The sequence below is a fragment of the Streptomyces sp. SKN60 genome (assembly GCF_026236535.1).
Taxonomy (GTDB): Bacteria; Actinomycetota; Actinomycetes; order Streptomycetales; family Streptomycetaceae; genus Streptomyces.
In genome coordinates, this window is the sequence record NZ_JAHTMW010000026.1 from 85,716 (window position 1) to 99,748 (window position 14,033).

The window sequence follows — 14,033 nt, forward strand, 5'->3', positions numbered from 1 at the left end:
GCGTCGCGGCGACAGCCGCGGCCAGCCTGCTGCGCCGACCGGACGTCGCATTCCGGGCGATGAGCGACGACACGGCCCGCTTTCAGGTCAACCATGCCCAGGCCCGAGCGGTCCGGTAAGCCCGTGAGCACTTCGAGACCACCGCCCCGGTCGCCCCAGCGGTTGCCGGATCGAGCGGACGGTGGAGTTCCTGGAGCTGGTCACAGCCTGCCGCTCCGTCGTCGCGGCGGCCGGCCGCACGGTTCCCGGGCTGCGGGACCGTCAGCTGTCGGGCGACGAGCGGGTGATCGTGCACGAGAACGTCGCCCGGGTGCGGGCCACACTCGACTGGATCGAGCAGGCTGTGGACACCGGCAAGGTCGACATGGACGAGGAGCTCGCCCGTCTGCTGAAGGGCGAGTAGTCGTGGGCCTCGCGTCTGGGCGGCGGGGAGACGCTGCCCGGCGGCACGCAGACACCGTCTGCTTCGTCGTGTCCAAAGCCTGCCCGGCGGGGCTGGAGTTCCATCAGCTCACCCTGGCCAGCGGCCTGTCACCCAGCCAGGGCCGCTCAGGTCTCGCCGCGCTGAAGGACGAGGCGGGATCGCAGGGCTGGCACCCGCTGATCTGGACCCGCGTGAACGGCTACCAGCTCGGCGCCGAACGGGCCGCGCTGGAGGCATACGAACGGGCCGTCGTCTCGGAGAAGCTGACCGAGTTCCGCCGGTTCATCACCGGGACCGTCGCACCGCACGCCGCCCACCCGAACGACAAATGGGGTACGGCACATCGTCGCCCAGCTCAACTCCATCGAATCGACCCTGGACGTCATCGCCACCGCCTGACCGGCCAGGCTCTTCCAGCTTCGCGGCCGACCGGCCGCGAAGCTGGAGAACGGGCTCTGATCGAACCACTGCTGCCGGCCCCGCCTGCGAAACCCGTGGCGGGGGCCGGCCGGAGAAGTATCCTCGCCGCGAGATCGTCGACGCGATCCGCTACGTGGTCGACACCGGTTGCAAATGGGCGGGCGTTACCTGCGGCTATCCGCCCTGGCGGCACGGTCTGGGGCTTCATGGCCCGCGGGGCCGCCTGCGGCGTGATCGGCCAGATCCGCGACCACCTCGCCGGGCGGATACGCCGCGAGATGGGCATGGCTCTCCGGGCTGTCGCCGCCATCATCGACTCCCAGTCCGTGAAGGCGGCCTCCACGGTGGGCAAGGACTCCCGCGGCTACGACGCAGGCAAGAAGATCAACGGACGCAAACGTCACCTGGTCTGGACTCGCGCGGCCTCCCACTGATGGTGATGGTCACCCTAGCCGATCTCCACAACCTGACGGTCAAGACCGTCAGGTGGCCGAGGGATGCATCCGGATTCGTCATCCTCCCCCGCCTCTGTGTCAGGGAACGCGCCCTGACCTGGATGATGAACGCCCGCCGGCACACACGTGACTACGAACGCCTTTGTCCAGCGCTCCGAAACCCTCAGCATCTGGGCTGCGATCACAACGCTTCGCGGCAGCGCCACCAACGCTGCTGGTCTCTTCCGTGAGATCCGCGAACGCGGCTACCGCGGAAGCCGCGTCGTCGTGACCAAGGACATCGCGGCCCTCCGCGCCGGCACTGCAGCCCCGGAACCCGCCCAGCCGATACCCAGCCCTCGCCGGATCACCACCTGGATCATGCGCCACCCCGACACCCTGACCGACAGCCAGCGCAAACACCTCGAACGCATCCTGGACGCCTGCCCTGATCTCGCCATGGCCCACGACCTCGCCCAGGAGTTCAGCACCATCGCCCGCGAACGCCGCGGCCGCAACCTCACCCACTGGATGGCGTGCGCCCTTGATCAGGGACCACAACCGGTCCAGGGCTTCGCCGCACGCGTGCATCCGCAGGACGGTCCCGGCCCGCAGACACTTCCCGAACGAGGCCACCGCACTCAAGTGCGTGTACATGGCGCTGATGTCCACTGGACCCGACGGGCAAGGGCCGCAGGCGGTGGACCCTGCGCTGGAAGGCACCGCTCAACGCCTTCCAGATCGCCTTCGAGGGCCGCCTCACCCCGGCCGCCAACTACCCCCTCAACAACCAAGATCAGCCGTTAAATTGACACACCCCCAGCGATTCCCTTGGGAGATGAATCCCTAAGAATGCCCGTCGGGATGATCACGGAATCCACCGCGATCATCCCGACGGGAATGTTACTTAGGGAGGAGTGCCCGCGTGGCTGCTATTGAGTGCATCAGGTGGTCATGATACTCCCAATATTGTTCGACCGATGAGAATCCCAGCCTTGCGGCACCGGCCGATATTGAAGTCCCTGGCGACAGTGTTACGCGGGAGAATTCAGACTCCAGTGCAGTTAGAGTTTGGCGAATTGACTGGCTTCGATCGATTGCGGCTTGAATTTCAGCTGCAGCAGAGCCTCCATTTTTCGTAACTATTTGCTGTACGACTTTTTCGGCTACTGCTTGGCATTTTTCGGGGTTGGTGGCGCATGCTCCGGCCGCGACTTCGCCGGCGGCGACGGTGGCTCCAGTGCCGCTGGCGCCGGCGACGGTTGCGCTGGTGGCAGCTGCGTCGGAGGCTGCGATTTCGGCTTGGATACCAGCGATGGAGGCAGGGGTGACGGGGGCAGTGGCGCCATTGGTGTAGATGGCGAGGAGAACCCATTCGGCGTAGGCGGCGCCTGTCAGGACGTACTGGAGGCCGGCCTTGACCTTCTCGACAGTGGCGATTTTCTCGTTGAGGGCCTTTTGCTTAGCATCGGCTTCGCGCGAGATGTCGGATCCGGGATTGGCCGCGAAGACGACGGACAGGTGGCTTGGGTCAGCGCCGGTGTTGCAGTTGAGGAGGCAGACGTATCCGCCGGTGGTGGTCTTTTTGACGGGTGCAGGCGTGGGGTTATGGTGTGCAGCTTTGTATTGATCGCGGAATGCGGCGGCGAAGAAGGCTTCCCGGGTTTGTTTCCAGGCAGCGCGGGCGACGGTTTCGTTCTGTTCCCAGGTGCTGGTCTGGTCGTAGGTGGCGCCGAGGACGGTGGTTCCCTTGGGGGTGTACCAGCCGCCGGCGGTGCTGGTGGGGGTCTTGGCGCCGGTGCCGGGTTCCTCGCAGGGGCCGGTGATGACGAAGGCGCAGGTGAGGTAGCCGGTGGGGTCGATGTTATTGGTGGGGTTGTTGTTGACGTAGACGTAGGGGTTGTAGGCCTGGGAGTTGGTGGTGTCGGCGATGTAGGGGTCGGGGGTGAGGAAGCGTTGCTGGGTGGGGTCGTAGATGCGGCCGGTCATGTTGATGAGGCCGGTGGGGTCGGTTTCGTGGCCGGTGTAACCGTGGGTCTGGTGGGTGGGGTTGGTCGTGAGGGGGGTTCCGTCGGGGTTGACGGGAGCGCCCCAGGGGTCGGTGAGGGTGGTGTTGGTGGTGGTGCCGGTGGTGTTAAGGGTGGCGTTGGTGGAGCCGAGGAGGTCGGTGAGGGCGTAGGTGGTGGTGGGGGTGGTGCCGTTCCATGTGATCTGGGCGACGGGGCCGTCGGGGCTGTCGATGGTGTAGGTCTGGGTGGTGGTGGGGGGGGTGGTGCCGGTGGTGGTGCGCTGTTCGAAGAGGCCGCCGGGGGTGAGGGTCATGCCGGCGGGGTCGAGGGCAGCGATGCGGTGGCCGAAGGCGTCGTAGAGGTAGGTGGTGACCTTGCCGTCCTTGTCGGTGATGGTGCGGGGGAGGTCGTCGGCGGTGTAGGTGGTTTTGCGCAGGGTGGTGCCGGCTTCGTCGGTGACGGTGGTCTGGCGGCCTTCGCTGTCGTAGTCGTAGCTCATGACGCCGCCGGTGGTGCCGGCGTCGTTGGTGGCGAGCAGGTGCGGGCGGGCGAGGCCGCCGGTGTCGGGTTTGCCGTAGGTGCGGTCCTGGCCGGCGGGGGTGATGTTGCCGAGGGTGTCGTAGGTGTAGCCGTGGTCGATGGCCTGAGCGGTGCCGTTTTGGAGGTTCCAGTTGGTGAGCCGGTCGAGGGTGTCGTAGGTGTAGGTCTCGGTGCGCTTGCCGCGGGTGTCGTCCTGGGTGCGGGTCTTGACGCGGCCGTTGTCGGTGTAGGTGTAGGCGAGGTCGAGGCGCTTGGCGGAGCCTTGGGCGGCGCTGGTGGTGGCGGTGATGTTGGTGGTACGGCCGGTGCCGTTGGGGTCGTAGGCACGGGTGATGGACGTGCCGTTGCCGAGGGTGGCGGAGGCGAGGTCGCCGGCCGGCTTGCGGGAGCCCACGGTCCACAGGGTCTGCGGGCTGCCGGTAGTGGGGCTGGTGATGTTGTGGCCGCCGCCGGTGGTGTCGGTGAGGGTCTTCAGCTGGCCGGCGGTGTTGTAGCCGTAGGTGATGGTGAAGGCGTTGCCACCGGCGCGGGTGCGGCCGGGGGCGTCGGGGTAGGTGAGTGTGGCGGCACGGCCGGAGGAGTCGTAGGTGGTGTCGGTGGAGTACCTGGTGCCGCTGACCGTCCAGTCGGTGCCGGCGGGGCGGCCCTGGGCGTCGTAGCGGAACGCGGTGGTGATGTTGTCGGCCTGGTTGGTGGCGGTGGCCATCTGGCCGATGCCGTGAGCGGCGGTGTCCCACTCGTAGGTGGAGGTGCCGTCCTCGCTGGTCTGGGAGATCTTGCGGCCCAGGTCGTCGTACGTGAACGAGGTGGTGTGGCCGGACTTGGCGTGGGTTTCGTCGCGGACCAGGCCGGTGCCGTAGTAGTGGGTGGTGGTGGTGCCCTTGTCCGGGTCGTCGATGCTGGTGCGGCGGCCGCGGACGTCGTAGCCGAAGACGGTGGTGTTGCCCTTGTCGTCGGTGGTCTTGGCGAGCAGGCCGAACGGTGCGTAGCCGAAGGTGGTCGGGACTGCGGTGGTGGTGGAGCCGCTGGTGAGGTAGCTGGTGCTCTTGGTCATGCGGCCGTCGAGGTCGAAGGAGATCTCCTTCTTGAGGCCTGCCGCATCGGTGGTGGTGGTTTTGGAGAAGGTGTTGTCAGTGGTGATGGTCTTGCCGTCCGGCAGGATCGTTTTGATCGGCCGGTCCAGGGTGTCGTACTCGTAGCGGGTGGTGCCGCCGGGGGCGGCGGCGGTCTCGGACGCCTTGCGGCCGAGGAGGTCATAGGCGGTGGTGCTGGTGGCCGTGTTGCCATCGAAGGCGGTGGCGCCGGAGGAGACCGCGCGGCCCAGCGGGTCGGTGGTGACCTTGGTGGTGGTGCCAGCCTTGGTGGTGGTGACGGTCTGGCCGTTGCTGCCGCCGGTCACCGGTGTGCGGGCGTAGGAGATGGTGGTGTCGGCCTCGCCGGCGGTCTTGAGGGTCAACGGCCGGCCGAGCTGGTCGTAGGTGGTGGTGGTGATCCGGCCGTTGACGTCCTCGGATGCGAGGGTCACTCCGTAGCCGGGATGGGTGATCATCCAGGTGGAGGGCCTCATCTCGGCCACGTCGTGCTCGCTCCAGACCAGGGAGGGGTAGATCTCCTCGTCGGGCTGGTTCTCGAAGACGGGCTTGTACTCGGTGTGGGTGACCGCATTCGGCCGGTGCGGCGTAGACAGCGTGGTCGTGGTGAGCACGCCAAGCGCGTCGTAGCCGTAGGTGGTGGTCTGCTTGACGTCGTCGGCGTCGGGGTCGGTGTTGTTCTTCTCGACCTCGACCATGTCCAGGCGGCCGTAGTCATCGAAGTGCGAGGTGCTGGAGCGGCTGCTGGTGGTGCCGTCGGGTTCGGTTGCGGTGACGGTGGCGGTGTTCGGCAGGCCGATCAGCCACGGCGTGGTGCGGTTGTCGTAGCCGGTGACGGTCACTTCCTTGGTGCCACCGGTGGTCTCCACCGTGTGGCTGGTGGTGTTGCCGAAACCGTCGTCGTGCTTGTCGGTGACGGTGGTCTTGCGCAGGATCGTCGCCCCGGCCTCGTTCACGCCGCCCACGTGCCGGGTCGCGGTGACACCGGGCTCGTCCAGGCCGCGCCACTCGATGCTGACGGGCTGTTCCCACTCGGTGGTGGTCGACCCGGCGGGCAGCACCGCATACGTGGTACCGGCGTTCATCTTCACCGTGTCGTCGGTGTAAACGGTGTGCACGATCCGGGCAGTGGCTTTGGTCGCCAGATTCGCGACCTGCTGGTCAGTGAGGATCGGCTGGACCGTGAGCACGTCCTTGGCCTTGCCCACGCCCGGGTGGAACACCCCGTCGGTCAGCGTCCGCACGTCGAACGTGGTGATCGTCTCCGCGTTCCGCAACGGCTCCCAGGTCCGCATCTCACCGAACCCGACGAAGCCCGTGCGCACATCGGCGACCGGGTCCTCAAACGCGTAATACGTGCCGACCGGCTTCACGTCCTGCGCGGAGGCGGCCATGCTGTGCGCCCGCGACTGCACCGAGCGGACCACGGTCCGCCCGTGCCGCAGACACACCAGCGGGAATGCCGCCGCGCAATTCTGCACGTTGCCCATCTGGTCCGGATGCTCGGTCCAGGACGTCTTGTAGCCGATCTCCTCGTTCGGCCACGGGGTGTCCGCGTCGGTGACCGACACCATCCGGTCCGCCTGCGTGCGCGCGTCCTGAACAGCCACCTTGAGCACGCTGTTGTCGATCCAGGCCATGTCGGTGCGGCCGTCGCCGTTGAAGTCGCCCAATTGCGTGCCCGGGTACCGGCCGGACACGCCCTTGTCACCGGTCGCGGCGGCCAGCTTGCCCCAGCCGGTGAACGTACCGTCGCCGTTGGACAGCGCCACGTCCGTCTCAACACCGTTCAACCCGACCAGTACCACATCGTCCCGGCCGTCGTTGTCGACATCCGCCACCCGCATGTCACCCGCGGCCAGCGTGATCGCAGGACCTACGGCAAGACCCCGCCCGGTGTTGAACAGCACCCGGAAGTCGATCGCAATGTTGTCCTCGTGCCGGACCAGAAAGTCCGGCAGGCCGTCACCGTTGAAGTCACCCGAGACCGCGGAACTCATCGCCCAGAACGACGTCTTCCCGCCGACCTGCTTGCTCATCGGCTCGACCTTCAACCCGCCCGCGTCATCCAGCTTCACCGAGAACAGGCTGGTGTTGTCGCACTCCGAGGTGAGCGGCACGTTGTTGTTCGGGTCGGGGCCCGTCTCGGAGTAGAGCTTGCCGACCAGCTCGCCCCGGCCGTCGCCGTCCATGTCGACGACCCGCACATCGCACAGCGAGGCGTTCATCGCCCCCGTCAACTGGTTGCCGAAACTCGTCGCCGCCGCGGTGGAGGTGTTCAACCGCGCCGTGAACGGCGCCGCCGGCAGAGTCGTCCCCGCCGTCGGCCGCGATCCGAGCTCCTGCGTCACCGTGTCCGCACGGCCGTCCCCGTTCAGGTCGACCTGCGACGTGCGGATCCGGTCCGCCGCAGCACCGGCCGGGAGCGAACCGCCCGCTGACTTGAACGTGTGCGACGCCTCATCCCACCGCAGACCCGACAAATGGGCACCGCCGGCGTCCGAGTACGACTCGGCGAACTCGGTCCGCCCGTCCCCGTCAAAGTCGAATGGCAACGACCCGGACAGCACCCCGTTGTCGTGCCACTCCCCCGCATTGTCCAGACGGAACGCCGAGTCCAACGGCGCAACCGTCGACCCCGTCCGCTTCCCCAGCCGGATCCAGTGCTGTACCCCCAGCCCGACCGCGTCCGACTCGCCGCCCGGGGTCACCACCACATCGTCGACGCCATCGCCGTTGAAGTCTCCGGTCTGCATCGCCGCCGGCTTGCCACTCAGACCCGACTGCCAGCCAGATGGTGTGGCAAGGGTGGATGTGGTGAACGACGGAAACCTGGACGGATCGCTGTAGTCGAACTTCTTCGCCCGCGAACACGAACCCGACGACGGACCACACAGAGCAGCCGACGCCAGCATGCTGTGTCCTGACTTGCCCGACTTGTAGCCGATGTTGTATTGCCACACCAGCGCGGTCGCGTCCGGGTTCGGGGCGTACATGTCGATCGACTTGATGCGCTTGCTCGACTCGATGCGCACGCCAGTGCCGTAGGTGAACGACTTGTCTGCGCGGTCCTCGTAGGTGAACTCCACCTTCCGTACACCGGCCCGGCCACCCGCGCCGTGCGTGTAGGTGATCCGCTGCGGCAGATGCGCATCGTCCGGCGTGTACTCGAACCGCGTCTCGTTGCCCGACCGGTCCGCCTCCACCGACAGCAGCCACAACGCCTTAGGCGTCGATGTCGTCTTGTCGCTGTCCGCCCAGCCCGAGGAACTGAAGCCCGCCGCCGACGCCACCGACGACTGCGTGTACGCCTTGTACGTCCGTATCCGCCCGTCCCGGCCCTCGACCGTGAACGAATCCGGACCCGCAGCCGCGGTTCCGCCCTTCGACGTCACCCGCACAAACGACTCATCCCGCGTGCGGTACTGCGTCCCGTCCGCGCCGTCCTTGGCCCCGCCCTGGGCCATCAACCGCTGCCCGTCCAGGCAGTACCGGTCCGTGTCCGCGAACCGCACCGCCGTCCTGTGGCCGTCCTCCGTCAGTGTCTGCCCGCATCGAAGGATCGCCGACAGACCGTCGATCGACCATCCCATGCCCAACAGGCCGTCACCGGCCGAGCTCGAGTACCGCAGTGCAAGGCGCGGCTGCACCCCCGCCCGTCCCGTAGGCACCTCCAACGGCAGCGTATACGTGTAGGCGCCTGAGGAATCCACCGCCGACGAGCCCGGCAGATAGCCACCCCCCACAGCCCCCGACAACCCCGAAGCCGACACCGACAACGGCACCGGCGGCCTCGGCACACCTGGCGGATCCACTGCCGCCAACGCCACTGACGGAGCAACCCCCGCCAACAGCGCCCCCGACACCGCCACAGCAAGCGACCGCAACATCGGCCACCGCACTCTTCCATCCATCAAAAACTCCAAAATCGCAATAAACGGCGCAATGAAAACCGAACAAGGCATGAGCGGAACATGGGGCCTCCGCAGTCAGGCCAAAACGCCACAGGCGGAAACCCAAAAGTCGCGGTTGCTGTGCCTTGATCTACCAGTGCAGCGAACCACTAGGAAGCGGCAGCCACAGGAATTCGATTCAGCGCGTCAACTGGAATTTGACCGGATTGCGTCGGGAAACATGACTTCCCCTCGCAGAGCCGCCGCAGATCAGAGTTCCAACGATGAGTCAACGAGTTCTGGCTTTGTCAACCGATGACAACCTTCCCCTCGAGCTCACCGACCGGCACCCGCACCAACGGGGCCTTCGCCGGACCCGCAACCGGTGCGCCGGTGGACGCATCAAAACGGCTGCCATGACACGGGCACACGATCAGCCCATCGGTGACCTCGCCGACTAGGCATCCCGCATGTGTACACACCGCGCTGAACCCATGAAGCCGCCCCTCCCCGTCCCGGGCCACCACGATCCCCGCATCGGAAACCACAACCCCACCCCCCTTGGGAATGCTCGAAGCATCCGCGATTGACGCCCCCTTCCGGGAATCCTCCAGACCTCGCGGATTCGGCGCCGGCCCTGCCGAGCACCCGTTCAACAGAACGCCCACAGCACCCACAGCACCCACCACAAACGAGCGCCGCCCCACACCCACTTCACAACCCCCAACGCCACACGGTCCAGACAAGAGAACCTCCTATGTCACGAAGAGCAGGCCAGACGAGTACTGCAAACACATACGCGCCACAACACCCAACTAGGCAGAGGAATCCGTACTCAACCACTGGGCTTGAAGTCCATCGGGTTGTGGTGAGCGTGTGCCCGGCGGGTCTGTACGGTCAACAGTGGATCTTCGAGAGCTGGACGCTCTGAACGACCAGCTGATCAGTCAGCTGGTCGACCGGGCCCAGGCCGACGGGATCAAGCTCACCGGCGAAGGCGGACTGCTGCAGCAGCTGACGAAGAGGATCCTCGAGTCCGCCCTGGGGGGAGAGATCACCGACCATCTCGGGCACGAGAAGCATGAGAAGACCACACACGCAACGGCCCCCGTGCCAAGACCGTGACGACGGGGGTCGGGCCTGTCGAGAGCGAGGTTCTCAGGGACCGTGAGGGCTCGTTCGAGCCGCAAATCTTCAGGAAGCGGCAGCGTCGTCTGTCCGGCGTGGACGAGAGGGTGCTGTCCCTGTTCGCCCGCGGCCTGACTCATGGAGAGATCTCCGCCCACCTGGCCGAGGTCTACAGCGCCGAGATGTCCAAGACAACCATCTCGACGATCACGGACAGCCATAGGCATCCGTGGCGGTCGCGGGCCGGATGCTCTTCATGATGGCAGCGGCCTAGTCGGCGGACAGACCAGTGGGAGCGCCGCCAAGCACCAGGTCATGCAGGACGGCGTGCAGCCGGTTGAGGACGCGGGTGCGTTCGTGGGCCAGGTCGTCGTGCCGCTCGCTCAGCAGCCACAGGATCGTAGTCTGGTCCTCGGGGACCACAGGCCGCAGGCCGACGCTGGGCCACCTGGTGGCCGGCAGCATCGACCGCGACTGCACAGGCCCGCCTTCCCGAAGGAGAGCCTGGCGATCAGGATCCGGGATGTGCTCGGGGTGATCTTCGAGGATCAGGACTTCGCCGCTCTGTTCCCGGCACGGGGCAAGCGTGCCTGGTCACCGGGCCGACTGGCTCTGGTGCTGCAGTTCGCCGAGAGCGGCTACGAGATCGTCCGCCGTGACAACGCCCGCAAAGAGCACGAGGTCACTACGGCGACCAGCATCAACGACATCGCCCGCGACCTCACTATCTGGTTGGCTGCCCGCGACTTCCCCGGACGGTCAACCAGGCAGGTCAGCGAGTAACACGGCCTAACCATGGCCCTCCACGACGCCGTCCGAACGACGGGCAGTCGAGGATATGGAAGGCGGCACCACAGAACTCACAGCAGAGCCCCAGAGCCCCGCCTTCACCAGTACTCACCCCTCTGACTGTCTCGGCGATCCTGGCCCGCGCCCGCGATCAAGTGACCAAGCTGTGCCACAGCAACGAGGATCGCGGCTTACTACGAACCTGGGCAGATGTGTCATTGCTCGCCCTGGCGGCCCTCTCCTGCGATCCACTGAGCTGGCCTGCGGAGCTGCCGGAGACACCAGCCGAGTCCTACCGCCGCCGCTTCCTCGGCGTAGCCCTCGAATATGCGCTGCACCCGGTCACCGCCCCGCAAACAACAGCGCCACGACTGCTCGATCACATCGGCAGCCCCAGTGGACGACAGCGGCCATCGACGCTCTGCATGCCGGCTGGCACGCCGCTGGCTCGGCCACCGCATCCGACGACCCAGCCAGTCATATCGTCGCCTGCGCCGTGCGGACACAGCGGACACATCGGTACGGCTGCGCACTGTGCGAATCCATGTTCATCAGCCCAGCGTGACCGCAGGGCGCGTCGGGCAAAGGCATGAGGTAATGACTACTCACGGCGCCGATGCCGACCAGGGGTAGGTTCGGAGGGCAAGTGGTCAGCGTCGGGATGCCTTGCAACGTCTCCGAGATGCGGCCGAGATGCCCACAGGAGAGTTGCATGAGCGTTACCAGGATTGCGATCGTGACCAGTGATGCCGGCATCGAGTACGACGTGGATCTTCCGCTGATCGTAGATGCGCTGCGCGCCGATGGGCTGACAGTGGAGACTGTGCTGTGGGATGCGCCCGCAGCGGCCTGGGAGCGGTTTGACCTAGCGGTGATCCGGTCGACCTGGGACTACGTGGAACGGCTCGACGATTTCCTGGTCTGGGCCGACACCACCGGGGTGCGCACTCGGCTGTGGAACCCCGCACCCGTGATCCGCTGGAACAGCGACAAGCACTACCTGCGGGCACTCGCCCAGCGGGAGGTCGCCGTTGTGCCGACCCGCTTTCTCGAGCCGGGAACGCAGTTCACCCCAGCAGACTTCACGCAGGCGGACGGTGTGGTGGTCAAGCCATCGGTTTCCGCGGGTGCCTTGGACACCGCACGCTACGAGCCCGGGCGGCACGAAGATGCCGCTCGTCATGCCCAGATGCTCCTGAACCAGGGCCGCAGCGTGATGGTTCAGCCGTATCTGCCCCGGGTGGCAGAGGGAGAGCGCGCTCTGATCTTCATCGGCGGTGGATTCAGCCATGCGATCCGCAAGGATCCCCTGCTTACGGAGCCAGGAGTAATCGACAACGATCGGGTTCCGCATCTCGGCGTCGCCCCGTACCAACCCACCAAGGAGGAGATCCGCACCGCGTTGGCAGCGCTGGCAGCCATTCCGTCGCCGAAAGCACCGCTGTTCGCCCGGGTGGATCTGGTGCTGAACAACATCGGGGAACCCGTGGTCCTGGAACTGGAGCTCATCGAACCGAATCTGTTCCTTCAAAGCAGCATGGAAGGACTGAGGCACTTCGTCGACGCGGTAACGGCGCGAGCCGGGGCCAGCGCCGGCTGTCCGCAGTTGGGGCTGGATGGGTTCTGCTGATCCCCCTCCCTGGAACGGCCCACGCCTTGGTCGGGTGCGGCAGTGAACTGATAGCAAGGGCTGCCATGCGGCATGAAATGACAGAACTTCTCGATCGCGTATTCGAGTTGTGGTGCAATCCTTCCACGGACGACGCGGCCGCCGCGCAGGCCTTCCGTGCCTGTTACGCCGACCCGGTGTCGATCAACGGTGTTGCCACGACTGCCACTGATTTGGTGACCCGGATGCGAGCCCTGCATCGCGCACTGGCCGATCTGGATGTCGATGTGATCCGTCGGGTCGACAGCACAGACACCATCACTGTCGTCTTCTTCCTGCTCGGCCATCACACCGGCCGGATGATGACGCCAATGGGTGAGATCCTGCCCACAGGAAGGCGTGTACGCGTTCACACGATCGATGTGCTGAAGGTGGAGAACGGCAAGATAACCGACGTGTGGGTGGTCTCAGATCAACTTGAGTTCCTCAGGGGACCTGATCCCCTGCTGGGTGCGTTTCTCGTTGAGTGAGCTGTTCAGAATGGCCACTGATCGGGTGGCGGGCTGACGTCTCACAACGGAGGAATTGCCAAAACCTGTGGACGGGAGATGATGTTCGCGACTACATGGACCACGATGTTGCAGAGGAATACACCTTGCCTGATGTCGAGCTTGCCCGACTGCTCCTGGTAGCCATTCACGCCTGTCCCGATCGGCTTGATGAGGATGACTGGCTGTCTATTCCGTCTTGGGATGCCGATCTGGGACCACATCGGGCCGTGCCCGCTGGCACCAGGCTGTCCATTGCGGCGTGGGCCGCGCACCTGGACGGGTGGACGCTCCGGTCTGTGGATGGGAACGTCGAGGCGTCCAAGGAGGAGTGCGTTGTGAGTGTCTGCCGAGCCGGTCAACTCGCGCTCGGACTCAGCGACCGGGACGCCGCCAAGCTGTTCGATCCTGGCACCGACACCGCTGAGGCCCTGCTGGCCGTGTGGCAGATCGCAGACGGCGCCAGGGCGATCGACTGGGCCATCGATGAGATGAAGAATCGGGAACTCAACTACGGGGAGCCGTTCGGGGCCGACTGGCCGGAGCCTCCCGCTCATTACGCGCCCGGAAGGGGTGACGTCTGGCCCGAGCGGCCCGAGGAGCTGTGGTGGGGCGACCATCTCGCCTGGAGCGAACGGCCCGACGGCCGCGAGTGGTCATTCGGCCGCGCGCGACCATTCAATAACTGACGGGTCGGGCCGGCGATCGGCTGAGCCGGTCTTTCGGCGACAAAGCGGTGTTCCTGTTGGTCCTGGCCAAGGGCCGGTGAGGGCGGGGCGAGCGATTACCCGGAACCACGAGGCCATGGCCGGGTCGGTGATCATCTTCATGGCCCGCAGACTCACACCCGAGTGAGGTCCATGATCGCCAAGCTGCCGGCGGGCCTCGCACCGGGTTGTGGTCAGGCCGCGGCCGCCGTTTCCGGTCGTTCGACCAGGACGCCGTTCTCGAATCTGGCGCCGGCGCGGACGAGGGGGACCAGGTGGGCGCCGGTGATCGCCCGCCAGCGGGCCTGGGCGGACTCGACGAGCTTGAACACCATGGCGAGTGCGGCGGCCGGGCTGCCGGCGCCGGGGACTGTAAATCGTTCGGTGTAACTCCCGATCATGGAGGATGCACCGATGACCAGTGAGAACGTGACCGAGGCC

Annotated in this window: 7 protein-coding genes and 6 pseudogenes; 9 read left to right on the forward strand and 4 right to left on the reverse strand. The window is 66.2% G+C overall.

Features of this window, described 5'->3' with window-relative positions; genetic code table 11:
• Window positions 1-2: 2 nt before the first annotated feature.
• The 4 pseudogenes from KV205_RS31840 to KV205_RS31855 all read left to right on the forward strand — a co-directional run.
• Window positions 3-403, forward strand: a pseudogene (locus KV205_RS31840) (DUF6192 family protein); the annotation flags it as partial.
• Window positions 404-405: 2 nt separating this feature from the next.
• Window positions 406-823: pseudogene (locus KV205_RS31845) on the forward strand (RacP protein).
• Window positions 820-1,644, forward strand: a pseudogene (locus tag KV205_RS31850) (transposase); the annotation flags it as partial. The pseudogenes KV205_RS31845 and KV205_RS31850, both read left to right, overlap by 4 nt.
• A gap of 208 nt (window positions 1,645-1,852) precedes the next feature.
• Window positions 1,853-2,090: pseudogene (locus tag KV205_RS31855) on the forward strand (hypothetical protein); the annotation flags it as partial.
• 91 nt (window positions 2,091-2,181) lie between these two features.
• Here the strand turns inward: KV205_RS31855 and KV205_RS31860 are convergent.
• On the reverse strand, window positions 2,182-8,883 hold the full coding sequence (locus KV205_RS31860; protein ID WP_306806360.1) for an FG-GAP-like repeat-containing protein: 6,702 nt from the start codon (window positions 8,881-8,883) through the stop codon (window positions 2,182-2,184).
• Between the two features lie 236 nt (window positions 8,884-9,119).
• Window positions 9,120-9,524 (reverse strand): Rieske (2Fe-2S) protein, encoded by a 405-nt coding sequence (locus tag KV205_RS31865; RefSeq protein ID WP_308404120.1) that lies wholly within the window; start codon window positions 9,522-9,524, stop codon window positions 9,120-9,122.
• Between the two features lie 190 nt (window positions 9,525-9,714).
• On the opposite strand from KV205_RS31865, the pseudogene KV205_RS31870 reads away from it, so the two are divergent.
• Window positions 9,715-10,154 (forward strand): annotated as a pseudogene (locus KV205_RS31870) (transposase); the annotation flags it as partial.
• Between the two features lie 55 nt (window positions 10,155-10,209).
• Here the strand turns inward: KV205_RS31870 and KV205_RS31875 are convergent.
• The gene (locus tag KV205_RS31875) at window positions 10,210-10,404 is read right to left on the reverse strand and encodes a hypothetical protein (RefSeq protein ID WP_265868305.1); all 195 of its coding nucleotides are present in this window, start codon (window positions 10,402-10,404) and stop codon (window positions 10,210-10,212) included.
• A 60-nt stretch (window positions 10,405-10,464) separates the two neighbouring features.
• On the opposite strand from KV205_RS31875, the gene KV205_RS31880 reads away from it, so the two are divergent.
• From KV205_RS31880 to KV205_RS31895, 4 genes are all read left to right on the forward strand, one after another.
• Window positions 10,465-10,722, forward strand: a complete 258-nt coding sequence (locus tag KV205_RS31880; RefSeq protein WP_265868306.1) for a hypothetical protein — start codon at window positions 10,465-10,467, stop codon at window positions 10,720-10,722.
• 718 nt (window positions 10,723-11,440) lie between these two features.
• Window positions 11,441-12,358 (forward strand): RimK family alpha-L-glutamate ligase, encoded by a 918-nt coding sequence (locus KV205_RS31885; protein ID WP_265868296.1) that lies wholly within the window; start codon window positions 11,441-11,443, stop codon window positions 12,356-12,358.
• Between the two features lie 77 nt (window positions 12,359-12,435).
• Entirely contained in the window at window positions 12,436-12,867 is a 432-nt protein-coding gene (locus KV205_RS31890) for an ester cyclase (RefSeq protein WP_265868297.1), read from the forward strand.
• Window positions 12,868-12,962: 95 nt separating this feature from the next.
• Complete coding sequence (locus KV205_RS31895) at window positions 12,963-13,574, forward strand: hypothetical protein (protein ID WP_265868298.1); 612 nt, start codon at window positions 12,963-12,965, stop codon at window positions 13,572-13,574.
• Window positions 13,575-13,786: 212 nt separating this feature from the next.
• Here the strand turns inward: KV205_RS31895 and KV205_RS31900 are convergent.
• Window positions 13,787-14,033, reverse strand: a pseudogene (locus KV205_RS31900) (hypothetical protein); the annotation flags it as partial.

What these genes read in the sequence shown, in the direction of transcription:
- KV205_RS31860 (WP_306806360.1), bottom strand. Translation starts at nt 8,883, where the DNA reads ATGCCTTGTTCGGTTTTCATTGCGCCGTTTATTGCGATTTTGGAGTTT.
- KV205_RS31875 (WP_265868305.1), bottom strand. Translation starts at nt 10,404, where the DNA reads ATGCTGCCGGCCACCAGGTGGCCCAGCGTCGGCCTGCGGCCTGTGGTC.
- KV205_RS31885 (WP_265868296.1), top strand. Translation starts at nt 11,441, where the DNA reads ATGAGCGTTACCAGGATTGCGATCGTGACCAGTGATGCCGGCATCGAG.
- KV205_RS31890 (WP_265868297.1), top strand. Translation starts at nt 12,436, where the DNA reads ATGACAGAACTTCTCGATCGCGTATTCGAGTTGTGGTGCAATCCTTCC.
- KV205_RS31895 (WP_265868298.1), top strand. Translation starts at nt 12,963, where the DNA reads ATGGACCACGATGTTGCAGAGGAATACACCTTGCCTGATGTCGAGCTT.